This is a genomic window from Microcoleus sp. PH2017_12_PCY_D_A (assembly GCF_020738565.1).
Taxonomy (GTDB): domain Bacteria; phylum Cyanobacteriota; class Cyanobacteriia; order Cyanobacteriales; family Microcoleaceae; genus Microcoleus.
The window spans coordinates 34,578-51,956 of record NZ_JAEQCI010000020.1; the positions used below are offsets into that span (position 1 = coordinate 34,578).

Consider the following 17,379-nt stretch of genomic DNA (forward strand, 5'->3'; position numbering starts at 1 on the left):
ATAATCGGCTTACTTACAAGTTACTTTAGTGAGGTACATTGTACACTTTTGACAAAATTCCCATTGCTCACTTTTTGGATTCCACTGCATAGTGCCGACGCTACCATCACGTTCGTAATCAAAACTTACGGCTTCGGTATATTGATTTGCCTTGCAAAAAGCATTAGCGCCTTGCTGACGTGCTTTATCACTTAGTCCACTAGCGCCTTTTATTACTACATCAACTGGAATATTCTCTCCTTCCGTTGGATTGCGAAAAACACGGACATCAGTAGCAGCAATATTACTAGACTTACCAGTCTTTCCACTGTTTAGATTGCTTTGGGCCTTTGTTGGGAGGTTAGAAGCAAGGGTCGAAATAGTTAAACCTAGAACGAAAAAAACACCGAAAATTCGTTTCATACTTTTCATACCTGTTGAGTAGAAATCTTTATGTAAACATCATCTGCAAAAACTTACTTTTTGCAAGTCGGAAAAAGTCGGGACTTCAACAACCGAGTCGAGTAGGAAAAAGTAGGAAAAAATAGGAAAAAATAGGATACAATCAGTGAAACTCTAATAACAACGCAACCTATGGACGTTCAAGAAGTCTTAAAACTTGCCGACGACCTAGTTTTTATCAATACGGGAAAACACTTAGACAATCTGCAAGAGGTGATACTGCGGGGAACTTTGCAAGGTCTGAAATACTCAAAAATAGCCGATGAATCTCACTGTACTGAAGGCCACGTCAAGGATATTGCATCTGAATTATGGAAGCTACTATCAGAAGTATCAGGTGAAGAAGTCAATAAATCAAATATTAGAGTCACTTTAGAACGATTAAAATTCTCACATCTCAGGAACTTCAATAAAGATATTGTACAAATTGATGAAATCAATTTTTGTGGAGATTCCTCACCTTCCCCAAAAGTCACCAACCCACCAACCGAGAAAGTAACTCTAAATAAAGGCAACACGAAACTCAAAGTGTGCGAATATTTAGATGAAATGCCTAAATCTGGAGTTTTATTCGATCGCACCACCTCTCTTACCACCCTCAAACAGTGGATTCTACACGAAAACACCCGCCTACTCGCCATACACGGCATAGTCGGCATTGGCAAAACCGCGATCGCTGCACAACTTGTCCAACAAATCAAAGATGAATTTGATTTCGTCATCTGGCGAAGTCTCGCCACATCTCCACCCCTGCCAATACTTCAAAAAAATATAATTCAATTCTTCTGTAGGGGCGGTGCCCCCGTGCCCGCCCCTGAAGATGGGGCAACCACGGGGGGATTGCCCCTACTAGAATACTTGCAAAAATACCGCTGTCTGCTGATACTCGATGACGTACAAATGATAAATAGCAGCGGACAACTCGCTGGTAATTACCAACCTGGATACGAAGATTACGGCACGCTATTCAGACAAGTAGGAGAATTATCTCACAACAGTTGCTTAGTGTTGCTCAGTTGGGAAAAACCCAGAGAAATCGCCGCATTAGAAGGCAAAAACCAGCCAGTGCGATCGTTACAACTGAATGGTTTAGGTGGTGAAGCCGGGGAAATTCTCAGAGAAAAAGGTTTAGCTGAAGATGAAAAATGGTCAGAATTAATTGAACAATACAGCGGTAATCCCTTGTGGTTAAAAATAGTGGCGACAATGATTCAAGATTTATTTAGCGGTAACATCTCTGAAATGTTCTCTGATGATACACTATTTTTAGGAGATTTAGAATCTTTACTGCATCAGCCCTTTAATCGCTTATCCGAGTCAGAAAAACAGGTAATGTCATGGCTAGCAAGTGAAACCGCGCCAGTTTCCCTCTCAAAAGTGCCAGAGAATCTGCAATTATCCCGATCGCAATTATTGAAAATCATGCAATCCTTGGGACGGCGTTCATTAATTGAAAAAATCCAGGAGGGCGATTCCCTATGGGATAGCTACGCTTCACGCACATTTTTCACCCTTGGGCCCGTACTAAAAGAGTATGTCAAAACTAACTATTCCCGCCCAATCTGTGAGTAGTAAAAATTATATAGCAAATCCCGCTAAGGACACGGCATTGCCGTTTCCCTACACTGAATTATCTGGAATTTGGAAATGTGCGATCGACCTTTGTTTATTGTGGTCAGAAACCGGGTTTTTTCCGAGAATATCGTTACACCGCCTAAAAACTACGAAAAACCCGGTTTCTTTGGTTTCTGGCGTAGTCACGGACGCGCGGGTGGCCAGAAACCGGGTTTTTTCGAGAATCTTTCGTTACAGTCGGTGATTTAGCAAAAAACCCGGTTTCTTAGATCGCGCGGGTGGCCAGAAACCGGGTTTTTTCGAGAATCTTTCGTTACAGTCGGTGATTTAGCAAAAAACCCGGTTTCTTAGATTTTGGGTTTTTGCTAAATCGCCCTTAAATTTGATAAAATTAGGTATCTGCAAAACATCTGAACGATCGCTAAATGTTTGACGCCGACAGGTACAGCAGCCTGCTATCTCAATATCAACCGCGCATTATCAAAAATAAAGATGAAAACGAGATATTTTTAGAAATAGTTGAAAGTTTGCTTTCTCGGAACAATCTAACTCCCGAAGAAGACACTCTCATAGAACTCTTAGTCAAATTAATTGAGGATTTTGAAGAAACACATTATCAAATAAATGCTTCAACTCCCCACTCAAGACTTCTTCATTTGATGGATGCTAGAAATTTAGAGCCAGCAGATTTAGTGGAAATTATGGATACAATTGAGATAGTAAATCAAATCATTAATAACCAGCTAGAAATTACAAAAAAACAAGCTGAGGATTTGGGAAAGTTTTTTCATGTCAATCCGAGTTTGTTTCTGTTCAATTAATCCTAATAGAGACTTCTATTATATAATAGATTGAAATTTGTCGCGATCGCGGTAAGGTATAAATCCCCAGCCTAAAAACCTCGCTGTCAACTGTCAACTGTCAACTGTCAACTGTTTATCCCCCCTACTATGCTTCAAATCCGCCGCCGTCCGCCCAGCACCTCAGTCTCCGTGCTCTACCTCAGCTACGAAATCGCCGTACCCGACTCCAAGCCGCGGCACATCCTCGAAGAAATCGTCTGGCAAAAAGAGGTTGAAGTAGCCCAAAAGCGCGATCGCACGCCCTTAGCCGAACTTCACAAAAGACTCCCCTTCGCACCGCCGATACGCGACTTCCTCGGCGCGCTTAAAAAGGGTAAAACTGCACCAGCAATCATCGCCGAAGTCAAAAAAGCTTCCCCCAGCAAAGGCGTAATTCGCGAAGATTTCGACCCCGTGGCGATCGCAATCGCATACCAACAAAACGGCGCCAGTTGCATCTCCGTACTCACCGACGAAAAGTTCTTTCAAGGCAGTTTCGACAACCTCAGCAAGATTCGTTCTGCCGTTGATTTGCCGCTGCTTTGCAAAGAGTTTATTATCTATCCCTACCAAATCTATCTCGCTCGGATTAGTGGCGCCGATGCTGTATTGTTAATCGCAGCTATCTTATCTGACAAAGACTTACAATACTTTGTGAAAATTGTCAAGACTTTGGGCATGACAGCTTTAATCGAAGTTCACACTCAAGAAGAACTCGATCGAGTATTAACCCTAGAAGGAGTAAACCTGATCGGCATCAACAACCGCAACCTAGAAGACTTTTCCGTCAGTCTAGAAACCACCAGCCAACTATTAGCCTCGCGTCAAACGGAAATTCAAGCAAAAAGCATCCTCACCGTCAGCGAGTCAGGAATCCATACAGCCGACGACCTCACCCAAGTCGCCAGCGCCGGAGTCCAAGCCGTCCTCATCGGCGAATCCCTAGTCAAACAGCCAGATCCGGGTGTGGCTTTAGCCGCCCTTGCCGAGGCGCACCCGCACACCACCAAAGGCGAGACTGCTTGACAAACACCCCCGAATTCTGATAAGAATTGATTGAGTAGGTAAATAATCAGCATTTCTAGCCTGCATCGGCTCAAGCGCTTAACTGAAAAAAAATAGCACTCAAAGGCATATTGCGTAGAAATATTTTGCCAGAAAGCAATTAAATCTATTCGCTCTCGCCAGTCGATCGCACAATTTAGCGTTACCAACGCACCCTGCCCCGAATATTCGATCGGCAAAGCAGGGGTTTTGTACGGCTAGAAAACAAATAAGAAGTCGGGCATCTAATGTTCACCTGTCATGCCCCATGCAATTGCAATGGGGTGTCCGTTCGCTGAGGTATGTAAGCTTTCATGGAGCCAATTCCCCTTCCTTCGTACATTCATTATGAATTGCTACTTCAATTGTTAGAACGGAAAACGATGTTTGCTGTCAGTCCACAATCGCCCCAGCAGCAACAAGTTCACCAACTTATTATTACCCTCCGCAAAGCCCTTGCCATTCAAAAGCAATTAGAACAAAGCTGCGAGCGATCGAACTTAGCGGTAGAACACCGCTGGTCTCTAAATGAAACTAACCACAGCGGCGTTAAAAGTTAAAAAACTTAGAGTACCGACGTGACGTATCGTATTTGATTTATTCTGTATAACTCCCACCGAAAAAGTTAGGACGACATCATGGACAACAAGTTAATGCTGATGATTCCCGGCCCGACGCCGGTGCCGGAAGCGGCTTTGCTGGCGATGGCAAAACACCCGATGGGCCACCGCAGCAAGGAATTTGACGCGATTTTTGCCGAATGTACCGAAAACCTGAAATGGCTGCACCAAACCAGCGGCGATGTACTGAGTTTGACTGTTTCCGGTACCGGCGCGATGGAAGCTGGGATAATTAATTTCTTGAGTGCGGGCGATCGAGTTTTAGTCGGATGCAACGGCAAATTTGGCGAACGCTGGGCTGAAGTTGCACAAGCTTACGGTTTAAACGCCGAAATCGTCAAAGCAGAGTGGGGCCAACCTTTAAACCCCGAAGACTTCCGCGAAAAACTCGAAGCAGATACCGAGAAGCAAATCAAAGCTGTCATCGTCACTCACTCAGAAACCTCTACGGGTGTCCTGAACGACCTCGAAACCATCAACCGCCACGTCAAAGCCCACGGTGAAGCTTTAATTATGGTTGATGCTGTCACCAGTTTAGGTGCTGTCAGCGTGCCGATGGAAGCTTGGGGCATAGATGTGATTGCTTCTGGTTCTCAGAAAGCTTACATGATTCCCCCTGGTTTGGGTTTTGTAGCCGTTAGTCCTAAGGCTTGGAAAGCTTATAAAACTGCCACACTACCCCGCTATTATTTAGATTTGGGTAAATATAGCAAAGACGCTGCCAAAAATACGACTCCTTTTACTCCGCCAGTCAATATGTTTTTTGCCCTGCAAGCATCGCTGCAGATGATGAAAGCTGAAGGGTTGGAAAATGTTTTCTCCAGACACAAGCGCTTGATGACAACTACTCGCGCCGCTGTAAAAGCTTTGGGTTTGCCGTTGTTTGCTGCTGATGATGCCGCCAGTCCTGCCATTACTTCGGTGATGCCGCCGGAGTCTGTAGATGCTCAAAAAGTGCGGACTTTGATGAGAAAGAAGTTTGATATTGCTCTGGCAGACGGACAAGACCATTTGAAAGGTAAAATCTTCCGCATCGGTCATTTGGGCTTTGTGTGCGATCGCGATATTCTAGCAGCAATTTCCGCCTTGGAAGTCGTGTTGCAAGAATTAGGTCATGAAGGCTGCCTTCCTGGTGCCGGTGTCGCCGCTGCTGCGAAACATTTAGCTGGATCTTAATCTCAGTTATTAAAGGATTTTGGATTTGGGATTTTCTCTCAAATCTAAAATCCTTTTAATATGCTTGAGACAACCAATCAAAGATTTTATCCAACTGTTCGAGAGTGACTAAACCGTACTGCCACAGTACCATCGGCAAGGAATTAGGGTCTCGATCGCGCTGCCGTTTTTCGTCACCGCCGACACGTTCGGCGACAGCGATAGATGCCGGAGAGATTGCCAAATCTTCTTGTAAAAATCGAATTAATCTAGTGTATGTTGCGGGTGCCATGTAATTTTTTCTCCATGTATAGGACACCATTTTCTGATGCGAACCTGATGTTTTTGATTAGTAATAAGCCAGTTTTAAATCTGTCTCTTAACTGTCGATCGCTGTTAAAACAGTATTATGGGTTCTGGAAAATCCCAAATTTACTGCTGAGTGCGACTCTAAAGCCAACCTTTCCCAAAAAGTGAAAGGTTTTGCACTTTTGCTGCTGTCAGCCCGATCGCCTGTTGAGCGCGATCGAACTTAAACTGAATACCTCGGTATTATGCAGCGCGAATCTGAATAAATTCTGCTACCTAAACTAATTGCACTGTTGTTCTGAACTGTTGTTCAGAGCTTAACTTCATCTGCGAAAGTGCAGAATCCGCAAATCTACTTCGGCAATATTTGTCAGATATGTCGATCGCACCCGAACTTGCTACCTTAAGTTAACTTTGCCACTTAATTTGGCTTGTAGCATCTTACTTCCGACAGGTTTAGTAGATTCAGGTTTAGCGCCAGAAGTTCCAGAGAATTTCTTTTCGTGCCAGAATCCCGATCGGCTGAGCATCGTCTCTCAGGATTGGTAACGAGTCGCTGACTCCTCTGATACCTGCGACCAACAATTTACAGCTTCTGCAAACAAGCTCAAGCCCAGACTGGCTGAGATTGACATAGTAGCAAATCTTTTTGTCTTTGTGCTGCATCTTACATTAATACTTTAACAGATTTTATCAAGTTTTGTAAAGTTTCTAAATTTTTGCCGGATTTGCGGAAGCCGAACTCAGCCAGTTCTGAACAGGAGGAGTGACCTCAGAAACCCGGTTTCTAGGAAATTTTAGGTTTATTGACGAGAAATATGAGAAGAAACCGGGTTTCTAGTTCCATGGGCCAGCCCTGAAAATGCCCGAAGTGTTACTGGAAAAACTCGATTTCAATCCGATCGCCCACTTTGACACCAAGTTCAGCAGCGCGCCCGCCCCGGAGCTCGATTACTCGATCGACAGGAGTATCGGGGCCGTAGGTGGGACAAGGATCGGCGGTACAAGGAGGTGCCTCTGCTGCGATGGCTGTCACTACTCCATCCCGCAGAAAAATCATATCCAGAGAAATCTTGCAATTTTTCATCCAAAAATTGACCCCGCGCGCGGGTTTAAACTCAAACAGCATTCCTCTGTCATCAGCCAAAGAAGTTCTGTACATTAAACCCATAGCCTGTTGTTCCGGTGTTTTGGCGACTTCAAGTTCGATCGGGCGATCGGCTATCCGAGCTCTAGCAGAAACAGGCAAAACTTGACCGGATGTTGTCGCCGTCGGAGACTGCGACGCCAAAGTACCAGTAACACCAGAATTTGCGACAGGTAAAGCCGGCGAACATCCAAGCAAAAATATAATTACCCCAATATTTAGGAAATTAACCAAATAACTCATAATGATTTTAGATTGGGAATGGGGAATTGGTAATGGGTAATTGGTAATGGGTAATTGGTAATGGGTATGGGAATTTTTAACAAATGTCAACTGACAACTGACAACTGAGGGCGGGCACGCACCATCCACCGCCCCTACCAACTGACAACTGACTAATGACCAATGACTAATGACTAATGACTAATGACTAATGACTTCTTCAAGCTTCGCGCATCACGTAGCCAACACCGCGCACAGTCTGAATCAAGCGCTTTTCGCCCTCATCTTCAATCTTGAGGCGCAGGTAGCGGATGTAAACCTCAATCACATTCGACTCGCCCAAAAAGTCGTAACCCCAAACATTTTCTAGAATTTGTTCGCGAGTCAAAACATCGCGGGGATGTTCCATCAAATACTTTAGCAGTTCAAATTCCTTCATTGTCAGGTCGATCGCCCGTCCGTTGCGTAGAGCTCGCCTAGACGCCAAATCCAAAACTAAATCACCAAACCTCAGTTGTTCGCTGCTGGTGTTATCCGGCTGCAAATACAAGCGCACCAACTGCATAAACTCCTCACTACGGTAAGGTTTGAGAAAATAATCATCTGCGCCAGCTTCCAGACAAGCCACGCGATCGTCCACTGTATCGCGACCGATCAATAATAGCACTGGCGCCCGATTGCCGCTACTTCGGAGGTGAGAACACAGGGAAAGCCCCGATTCAGGGCCGAGTATGCGATCGATTACAATCAAAGCTGGCTGCAATTGTCGGGCTAAATGTTGGCCTGTGGCGATACTAGAAGCTATTACCGGTTCGTAGCCGGAGGATTTTAAGTCTAGACTTAAGTGTCCGGCGAGAACTTCGTCTGTTTCTACTAGCAGGACACAGGGATTGCGATCGAGAGTAATTGCAGCCATTGAATTGACCGGTGAAGACCATAACTGTTCTAGCACGTATCTAGGGACAGTTGTCAGTTGTCAGTTGACAGTTGTCATTAGTCATCAGTCATCAGTCATTAGTCATCAGTCATTAATCATTAGTGCGATCTTAAGAGCTCGCGAACGTTATCAGTCATTAGTTAGATGGAAAAATCAAGAAATAAGCAAGATAAGCCAATGACCAATGACCAATGACCAATGACCAATGACCAATGACCGATTCCCAATGACCAATTCCCAATGACCAAATTCAATATTAAAATCTGAGGACTGAAGTCCTCACTACAAACCTAATTACCAATTACGCAATTCAACAATCTATGAGCATCATCGTATTTGGCAGTATCAACATTGACCTCGCAGCAAAAACTCCCAGATTGCCGCAACCGGGGGAAACTATCATCGGTAGCAATTTTTTCACGGCAGGCGGCGGCAAAGGAGCAAATCAAGCCGTAGCAGCGGCGCGTCTCGGAACTTCGACTCACCTGATCGGGCGTGTGGGCAACGATAATTTTGCTGAAGAATTATTGACAAGTTTACAATCCTATGGTTTGAGTACAGAAAATATTTTAATAGATAAAAGCACTCATTCAGGTGTGGCAATTATTGCTGTAGACGAGACAGGTCAAAATAATATTATTGTGATTCCGGGCGCGAATAACAATGTTGGTGATGCAGATATCGAAGGTCTCAAAAAAGTGTTGCCGTCAGCTACATCTTTGCTGTTACAGTTAGAAATTCCCCTGGAAGTTGTCCTAAAAGCGGCCAAAGTCGCCCGTGAATTGGGGGTGCGAGTGATTCTCGATCCAGCCCCGGCTGTGGCGGATTTGCCGATCGCACTTTACCCCCTAATTGACATTATCACGCCGAATGAAGTGGAAGCGGGCCAGTTAGCCGGTTTTCGGGTGAATGATACTGAAACGGCGATGATGGCTGCCAAACAGTTGCAGGAGCGCGGTGTCAAGAATGTTATTGTCAAATTGGGCGATCGCGGGGCTGTTGCTGTCACTGCGGATGAGAGCTTTTTTGTGCCGGCTTTTGCTGTGGAGGCGATCGACACTGTGGCTGCTGGCGATGCTTTTAACGGGGGGTTGGCTGCGGCCTTAGATGGCGGGCGATCGCTGTCAGAGGCGGTGGTGTGGGGCTGTGCAGCGGGTGCTCTGTGTGCAACTAAGGTGGGTGCTCAGGTTGCTATGCCCGATCGCACAACTTTTGATAATTTTTTGCAGCATAATTTAGTTTGAATTTTTCAAGTGCGAATTGCACACCCTATTTTAGTAATTTGTAAGGTGTGCAATGCGCACACTACTTTAACTTGTAGTAAGGTGCGCAATGCGCACACTACTTTAACTTGTAGTAAGGTGCGCATTGCGCACCCTACTTTAACTTGTAAAGCGCGCATTAGTTTAGGTGCGCAATGCGCACACTACTTTAACTTGTAGTAAGGTGCGCATTGCGCACCCTACTTTAACTTGTAGTAAGGTGCGCATTGCGCACCCTACTTTAACTTGTAAAGCGCGCATTAGTTTAATTTGTAATTTTTCAGGTGTGCATTGCCCACCCTACTTGTCTACTTTCATGGCCGCTGAATAATTGTTTCAACTACCCGGCGCTTAACTTTTGGATCGATACCAATCAGCCGCACGTATTCGCCGCCGTGTTCGGCTAAGCAAGTTTCTAAAGATGCAACCACATCTTTTTCCTGTGCAGTTTTAATTGTCGCACAACTTTGCCAAGAACCCGTTTTAAATCGGCGATTGTCTGCATATTCCATGCCAATTTTGCAGCCCCTTGCTAACAACTGCTGCACTTGTTCCAATACCTCGCCACTCAGCCGTACAGCTTGACCGTTACTAACTTCAGAACTTGGCTCGACGTAAGCTTTATAATATTTCGAGGATGGGTCGTTTTGTTGGTTCTGCGTTGGCGCAGCCGCCGGGACATTGACGGTTCCGGGAACGTTGAACAGCCGCGATTGGTTGTATTCATCTACTAAGCGCATTTCCTGCACCCGCTTTTGTTGACCAACCATCAAACTGCCCATTTCTAATAAATGAGCGAGGCTGAAATTAGGGTTCGGGAAATCTGGCGGTGCTTCGAGAGTGTTTACCAAACGCTTGGAAACTCGCTCGATTCCTATTTTGTGGATGAATTCGCGGATTTGTTCGTCGTAAATGCGCGATCGCAAAGCGCTAAAAAAGTCGATCGCCTGATCGGCAAAATTATCAACCAAACCGACGATCTCGGTTTTTGACAAATTGTCCGACTCAAAAATTCCGCCGACAATCCCAATTTTATCATCCCGGCTCGGTTCCCAATAAAACTTTTCCATCCGCCCGTCGCGAATCAGCGGCGCGTACAGGGTAGCAAAGTCATTTCCGGTGACAATAATCGGCACTCGGTGCAGCGGCGTGCTGTCATAACTTCCCGGTAACTGCACGTTAGTTGGATTGTCCGCAATATTCATCAGAGTGGCATTGACCATCTGAGTATTCACGGTATATTGAGTAGTAGTATCGAACCTGCCAGCTCCGGCATCCAAATCGTTAATAAAAATGGCGCACATCTCGCCCCGCACCCGAATTTGCTCCGCAGCTTCGCGGTAGCGCAAGCGAATTAAACGCGCCGGATCTCCCGCATCGGGACTTTCTAATTCTCCGCCAGATATCATCACCGGTTCAAAGCCCATCCGCCGAAAAACCAGTTCGCATTGAAATGTTTTGCCTTCTCCTTTGCGGCCGTGAATTCCCAAAATTAGCGGAACTCTTACGCCCGGTAAATTTAAAAAATTCTTGGTGACGTGCACCGCAACTTTATCGAGAAAGTTAGGAGAAATGTAATAACTCATCGGTAGATTTGTGAGGGATCTATTGCTGTTACTGTTACAATTTTATGACAAAACTAACAGCATACACCGCGAAGCTGGATTTTTACCGTACAATCGAGGTCTAGATATTATCTGTTGTTAAGGAGCGATTCGTGAGTCCAGAAACTTTACTAAAAGAACCGATCGTGCAAGCCGAAGCCAGTCCCTTCAGTTCTGAGGGCTTCGACAGTTATGTAATGACTACTTACGGGCGTTTTGCGATCGCCCTGGAACGCGGCCTCGGCTGTCGCGTTTGGGATACCGAGGGCCGCGAATATCTCGATTTTGTGGCGGGTATTGCTACCTGCACTCTGGGACACGCCCACCCAGCCATGATTGCAGCGGTAACTCAGCAAATTCAGACGCTGCACCACGTTTCTAATCTTTACTACATCCCCGTACAGGGCGAGCTGGCGAAGTGGCTTGTAGACCATTCTTGCGCGGACAGAGCTTTCTTTTGCAACTCTGGCGCGGAAGCTAATGAAGCGGCGATTAAACTGGCGCGCAAGTACGCCCACGAAAAATTAAATATCTCGAATCCGACAGTCATTACTGCTGTTGCTAGTTTCCACGGGCGGACTTTGGCGACGATTACGGCGACGGGACAGCCTAAATATCAGAAGGGTTTTAGTCCGTTGGTTCCGGGATTTCACTATGTTCCTTACAATGACATTAGCGCGATCGAACAAGCGATCGACGAACTCGACAAAGACGAACGCCAAGTCGCTGCAATTATGCTGGAAGCGCTGCAAGGTGAAGGGGGAGTTCGCCCGGGAGATGTGGCCTATTTCCAGCGGATTCGGGAAATTTGCGACGAAAAAGGCATTTTGCTGATTCTCGATGAAGTGCAAGTCGGAATGGGGCGCAGCGGTAAATACTGGGGTTACGAAAACCTCGGGATTGAACCGGATATCTTTACCTCTGCGAAGGGGTTGGGCGGCGGTATCCCGATCGGCGCTATGCTGTGCAAGTCGAACTGCGATGTATTTGAACCGGGAAGTCACGCTAGCACTTTTGGCGGCAATCCTTTTGCTTGCGCTGTAGCTTTGCGCGTGTGCCAAACTTTGGAACGGGAAAACCTTCTGGAAAACGTCCAGCAGCGCGGAGAACAGTTGAAAGCAGGGCTCCACAAGCTGGCGGCCGCATATCCGCATTTGATTGCTGAGGTGCGCGGCTGGGGCTTGATTGTCGGGTTGGAATTGCAGGCTGATATTGCACTGACATCGGCCGATATTGTTAAATCTGCGATCGCGGCTGGTGTGCTGTTGGTTCCCGCCGGGCCGAAGGTTTTGAGGTTTGTCCCGCCTCTGATTGTTTCTGCTGCTGAAGTCGATCGGGCTTTGCTTGCAGTTGAGGAAGCGTTGCGCTCTCAAGCGGTACACTAAAAATCTGCTGGATTGATTTTTGCGGACTGAGCGGACTGAAGTCCGCACTACGAACCTTTTTTTGCGATCGCAATCGATTCGGGATAAATGTAAACCCGCCCCGCTGCAAGTATGTCGGGGCGGGTTTATATAGTTTAGGACTTGCGTGGAAACCTGTTTTTTTAGGCAAAGGCACTGCGTTATGCGGATGTGTATCCTGGAAAAACCCGGTTTCTTTAATTCTTCTACCTAAGTCTTAAAGTTAATAGACTCCCGGTTGGGAATTTTTAACCGCTTTTTAATGTCGATCGACACAAAAAATATATCAGGATAAAATTGATTTTTATCATCCACTCGAATATTGTCTGTGAAACCCGCCCCGAAACACTGACGGCGCATTACACCGGAATTTGGTCAAAGAGCAACGGGCACAATAATACTATTAGTGATAGTAGGTGCTAATCTCGCTATCTGCCTGTCTGTTGCGATTTGTGAATCCTGGTTTAACTGATTTCAGCGTTTAAGCTCTATAATCCGTCCCAGACTCGTACCTCCGGTTCGGGATCGAAATTTAAACAGTTCCTGATTTCATTGGCTGCACGGAAGCAGCAATCCTCTCGTTAATAGTTCGGCGGAATGCACGATGGACGAACAGCGTCGCGAAACTGATGTTAATATGCTCCGAGCGCTGCTGGAAAATCCTGTGGACTCAGGAATAGATTTGATTTTGAGGACTGACTCAAAGTCGATCGACTTTGGGTTCGTGCAAATGCTGTACTTGGAAGAGCCGGCACTGACGCGAGACAGCTTGCTCAAAGCTGCAAAATTCTTTCAAAGGACGATCGCACCCTTAGAATCTGCCAAGGGCAATGCTAAATTGCCCGGAACCGGCGCAGCATATCTGGCTTTTTTAGCAGAAGTATTGCAAGCAGTGGCGCGCAGCGCTGATTCGCAGCACCTGTACGCGCTGCTGAGAAACAATTTAGACAAACTCGACCAGAATTTCGCAGATCTGCTGCGCCGCTGGGCAAATTTGGTACTCCCCACCGCCCAAGAATCAGAGGTTAGGCGCATTGCAGCTCTAATCGGCAATCTGAGCAACAAAATTGGGCGGTTTCCCCTCGGTAGCAAGGCCAATAATTTGGAAATCGAAATCGCCGGTTACGAAACGGTGGCTAAGGTATTTACCCGCAAAGACTTTCCCCAAGAGTGGGCAGTCATGCAAAATAATCTGGGCAATGCTTATACCGATCGCCCCAAAGGTGATAAGGCTCAAAATATCGAACAGGCGATCGCTTGCTTTGCCAATGCCCTGCAAGTGCGAACTCGCCAACAGTACCCGGAACAATGGGCGACGCTGCAAAACAATCTGGGAAACGCCTATAGCGAACGCCTCAGGGGAGATGGGGCCGAAAATCTCGAAATTGCGATCGCCTGCTATCAAAACGCCCTACAAGTTCGCAACCGCGAGGGTTTTGGAGGAGATTGGGCAAGCACTCAAAACAATCTCGGCCGCGCTTACAGCCGCCGACTGCGGGGCGACAAAGCCCAAAATCTCGAACAGGCAGTCGTTTGCTACCACAATGCCTTGCAAGTCTACAACCGCAAGATGTTTCCCCGGCGCTGGGCGACGACTCAAAATAATTTGGCAAATGCTTACTGTGAGTTCCTGCGGGGGAATCGGGCAGAAAATCTCGAATACGCTGTCAACTGCTACCAGAGAGCTTTGCAAGTGCGGACTAAGGAAGCTTTTCCGCTGCAATGGGCGACGACTCAAAGGAATTTGGGCCGGGTGTTTATCGATCGCATCAAAGGCGATCCGGTGGAAAATCTGGAAATGGCACTCACCTGTTTTCAAAATGCTTTGCAAGTCTACACTCGCATCAAATTTCCCGAAGCCTGGGGTTCGATCCAAACTTACCTCGGCAGGATCTACAGCCTGCGGGTGAAAGGGGAAAAAGCCGAAAATATCGAAATGGCGATCGCCTGCTATCAAAATGCTTTGCTCTTTTGCAACCGCCAAAAAACTCCCGAACGCTGGGCAATGCTCTGGGCCTACCTCGGACGCGCTTTCAGCCAACACGTGAAAGGCGAAAAAAACCGCAATCTCAAAAGCGCGATCGCCTGTTATCAAAATGCAGTCCAAGTCTACAGCAAGCAGGCTGCTCCCCACCGCTGGGCAATGCTGCAAATTTATCTGGGCCGAGCTTTTTCGGAACTGACGCAGACGGAAAACTCGTCTCGCATCGAAAGCGCGATCGTCTGCTATCACAGTGCCGGCCAAATCTACACTCGCGAAACCTATCCCCACCGTTGGGCGCAAATTTTATTTTATTTGGGTGAAGCTTACCGAGTTCGAGGCGAGTTGCTGCGCGCCTGCGGGGTTTTTACTGCTGCTGTCGATACTGTGGAATTCTTGCGCTGCGAAGTTGGGGTTGATGCGGCCGATTTGGGCGATCGGGGGAGTAACTCAAAAGCCAAATTAGCCAGCACCTGGAGAGGACTCTATAAATCCCTCGTACAAGTTTGCCTAGAATTGGGCCCGGGCCATCCGGAATATTACGCTAGAGCTCTCGAATACGCCGAACGCCACAAAAATCGCAATTTGGTAGAACTGCTGGTTAAATCCCCCCTGACTCCCAAAGGCGACATTCCGGCAGCGGTACGCAGCGAGTTGGAGTCATTGCAACTGGAAATAGCCAGGGAACAGCGACAGCAACAACAGCGACAACCCGAACCCAGCACTACCTTGATTTCTGAGGGCGATACCCAAGGTTTGAACAGCGGTTCTCTGATGCCGAACTCCGATTTTATGCACTTAAATCAATTGTGGCGGCAGTTTGATGGGTTGATTGCGCGCGAGGTGCAGGCGAACGACCCTTTCTTCAGCTTAGCTCGCAAAGTTGAACCCATTACTTTCGAGCAAATTCGTCAATTGTTACCTGATGCCAATTGTGCTGCTTTGGTGTGGGCGAGTTTGGAGGATTTGCTAGTGGCTTTTGTGGTGGTGAAGAGTGCGGAATATCCCGCCGTTCACCTCTGTGCGCCGGGAAATGCTTTGGCTGCCGAAACTTGGGCCGGAGAGTACCTTAGCGCTTATTCCGAGCAAAAAGGTCGCTGGATCAATCATCTCCCGGCTCGCCTCAAACGCTTGGCCGAACTGCTGGAAATCGATCGAGTGGTGGCGCTGATTCCGGAAAATTGCGATCGGCTAATTGTGGTGCCGCACCGATTTTTGCACGCTTTGCCGCTCCATGCTTTGCCTTTGGGGGTGAGAGAGGGGTTGGAGGACACCGGGGCAATTTTCAGACCTCATTGGGGCGATCGCAGCGGTTTCGATCTGTTGGATACGCACAACGGTTCTGATTTTTCTCACAGTTCGTCCTTTGGGGAGATTTCACCTCCTGCTGCTTATTTGATCGATCGATTTGCCGGAGGAATTCGCTATGCTCCTAGCTGCCAGCTATTGCGGTTGAGACAAATCGCGCGCAGCGCAGCTATCGGCCGCTACAGACCGAATTTGCAGCACCTGTTGGCCGTTCCCACTTTCAGCAGAGATGCGCTTTACAGCAACCTGGAAATCGGCAATATTTCCCAGTGTTTTTCCAGTACAGAAATTTTGCGGCAGAAGCCAGCAATTAAAGAGGCTTTTTCTCGATCGATGTCTGTAAATGACGGGAATTCATCCGCGAAAATAGGGCAGGTGCAGCAGAAAAAATGCGCTCACTTTGCTTGTTTGAGCGTGCTTGATTTCGCTTTCCCGCTCAAATCAGGCGTATTTGTGAGAAATGATACTATGACTTTGGAGGAAATTTTTAATTTCGATTGTCGGCAATACTTTTTAGTTACTTTATCCGCTTGCGAAATTGCAGCAGGCTCAGTCAGCGGTACTGAAGATTTTGTCGGTTTGTCCGCGGGTTTGTTGTATGCTGGCACATCTAGTGTTGTCAGCAGTCTCTGGAAGGTGAATGATGTTTCCACGCTGCTGCTGACGAGCAAGTTTTATGAAAATCTCGGGCGGTTTCCTCGATTGCAAGTGGGAGATGTGGCGCGATCGCTTGCGGAGGCTCAAAGGTGGCTGCGGGATTTGACAGGCGAGGAATTGGAGGTATTGCTGGCTGATTTTCAGCCTCAAATTTCGCAAACGTTCGATCGGCTTTCACAAAGTTCTCGCCTAATTGCTGAAGCATCTTTGCAGCAAATTCGCAACCGCAAACCCTGTCCTTTTGCCAATCCCTATCACTGGGCAGCTTTTACGGCTGCTGGGGTTTAGTCATTAGTCATTAGTCATTAGTCATTAGTCATTAGTCATTAGTCATTAGTCATTAGTCATTAGTCATTAGTCATTAGTCATTAGTCCTTAGTCCTTAGTCATTAGTCATTAGTCCTTAGTCCTTAGTCCTTAGTCCTTAGTCCTTAGTCCTTAGTCCTTAGTCCTTAGTCCTTAGTCCTTAGTCCTTAGTCCTTAGTCCTTAGTCCTTTATTTTTACAATGCCTACGGGGCAAAGGTTCTAGCCATTATTTGGTTTTGTAACTAAAATCTGAAACTCCCGCTACGTAAGGCTTACATAATTTAGATGCGTTTGCCCTGGTCGTAGGGTGCGGATCCATTGAAAATACCTCACATCCCATCGACAATTTGATGGATCCGCAGCGGGTGCATCTTTGGCAAATATATCCGTAGGGGCGAAGCAAGACCGCAGTCAATATGGGATGATAACTAATAACTTATATGCGGTCATGCTTCGCCCTCTTCAATGGTTCGCCTCAAATCCTTTCCGGTAAAGGATCTATTCCATGCAGCGGAGAAAGAAAAATGGTATCAGTAGGGTGCGCAATCCGCACCTTACGGCTTAG

At 46.8% G+C, this 17,379-nt stretch carries 13 protein-coding genes; 8 read left to right on the plus strand and 5 right to left on the minus strand.

Features of this window, described 5'->3' with window-relative positions:
* Positions 1–9: 9 nt before the first annotated feature.
* Positions 10–402 (minus strand): hypothetical protein, encoded by a 393-nt coding sequence (locus tag JGK39_RS04830; RefSeq protein WP_293252203.1) that lies wholly within the window; start codon positions 400–402, stop codon positions 10–12.
* Positions 403–573: 171 nt separating this feature from the next.
* Between JGK39_RS04830 and JGK39_RS04835 the strand changes: the two genes are divergently transcribed.
* The 5 genes from JGK39_RS04835 to JGK39_RS04855 all read left to right on the plus strand — a co-directional run bounded on the left by JGK39_RS04835 (position 574) and on the right by JGK39_RS04855 (position 5,698).
* Positions 574–2,013, plus strand: coding sequence for an NB-ARC domain-containing protein (locus tag JGK39_RS04835; protein WP_293252201.1), 1,440 nt, complete (start codon positions 574–576; stop codon positions 2,011–2,013).
* Between the two features lie 428 nt (positions 2,014–2,441).
* Positions 2,442–2,837 (plus strand): transcriptional regulator, encoded by a 396-nt coding sequence (locus JGK39_RS04840; RefSeq protein ID WP_293252199.1) that lies wholly within the window; start codon positions 2,442–2,444, stop codon positions 2,835–2,837.
* Between the two features lie 129 nt (positions 2,838–2,966).
* A complete protein-coding gene (gene trpC, locus JGK39_RS04845; protein ID WP_293252197.1) occupies positions 2,967–3,884 on the plus strand; it encodes an indole-3-glycerol phosphate synthase TrpC in 918 nt (305 codons plus the stop codon).
* A gap of 332 nt (positions 3,885–4,216) precedes the next feature.
* On the plus strand, positions 4,217–4,462 hold the full coding sequence (locus JGK39_RS04850) for a DUF5340 domain-containing protein (RefSeq protein WP_293252195.1): 246 nt from the start codon (positions 4,217–4,219) through the stop codon (positions 4,460–4,462).
* Between the two features lie 78 nt (positions 4,463–4,540).
* Complete coding sequence (locus JGK39_RS04855; protein ID WP_293252193.1) at positions 4,541–5,698, plus strand: alanine--glyoxylate aminotransferase family protein; 1,158 nt, start codon at positions 4,541–4,543, stop codon at positions 5,696–5,698.
* 55 nt (positions 5,699–5,753) lie between these two features.
* On the opposite strand, the gene JGK39_RS04860 is transcribed toward JGK39_RS04855, so the two are convergent.
* The 3 genes from JGK39_RS04860 to nblR form a co-directional block, all read right to left on the minus strand.
* Positions 5,754–5,969, minus strand: coding sequence for a DUF2949 domain-containing protein (locus JGK39_RS04860; RefSeq protein WP_293144219.1), 216 nt, complete (start codon positions 5,967–5,969; stop codon positions 5,754–5,756).
* 891 nt (positions 5,970–6,860) lie between these two features.
* Entirely contained in the window at positions 6,861–7,376 is a 516-nt protein-coding gene (locus tag JGK39_RS04865; protein ID WP_293252191.1) for a DUF192 domain-containing protein, read from the minus strand.
* A 199-nt stretch (positions 7,377–7,575) separates the two neighbouring features.
* Positions 7,576–8,271 carry a response regulator transcription factor NblR gene (gene nblR, locus JGK39_RS04870; protein ID WP_293252189.1) on the minus strand — a complete coding sequence of 232 codons (696 nt, stop codon included), beginning with the start codon at positions 8,269–8,271 and terminating at the stop codon, positions 7,576–7,578.
* A 341-nt stretch (positions 8,272–8,612) separates the two neighbouring features.
* Here nblR and rbsK point away from each other — a divergent pair, with 341 nt between their 5' ends.
* Positions 8,613–9,536, plus strand: coding sequence for a ribokinase (gene rbsK / locus JGK39_RS04875; protein WP_293295941.1), 924 nt, complete (start codon positions 8,613–8,615; stop codon positions 9,534–9,536).
* Between the two features lie 332 nt (positions 9,537–9,868).
* Here the strand turns inward: rbsK and JGK39_RS04880 are convergent, their stop codons facing one another.
* Positions 9,869–11,140, minus strand: coding sequence for a ribulose bisphosphate carboxylase small subunit (locus JGK39_RS04880; protein ID WP_293252185.1), 1,272 nt, complete (start codon positions 11,138–11,140; stop codon positions 9,869–9,871).
* Between the two features lie 131 nt (positions 11,141–11,271).
* Here JGK39_RS04880 and JGK39_RS04885 point away from each other — a divergent pair, with 131 nt between their 5' ends.
* Together JGK39_RS04885 and JGK39_RS04890 are read left to right on the plus strand one after the other, a co-directional pair.
* Positions 11,272–12,543: an aspartate aminotransferase family protein gene (locus JGK39_RS04885; protein WP_293295939.1), complete on the plus strand. Its 1,272-nt coding sequence runs from the start codon at positions 11,272–11,274 to the stop codon at positions 12,541–12,543.
* 622 nt (positions 12,544–13,165) lie between these two features.
* A complete protein-coding gene (locus tag JGK39_RS04890) occupies positions 13,166–16,795 on the plus strand; it encodes a CHAT domain-containing tetratricopeptide repeat protein (RefSeq protein ID WP_293252181.1) in 3,630 nt (1,209 codons plus the stop codon).
* The last annotated feature ends 584 nt before the right edge of the window (positions 16,796–17,379 follow it).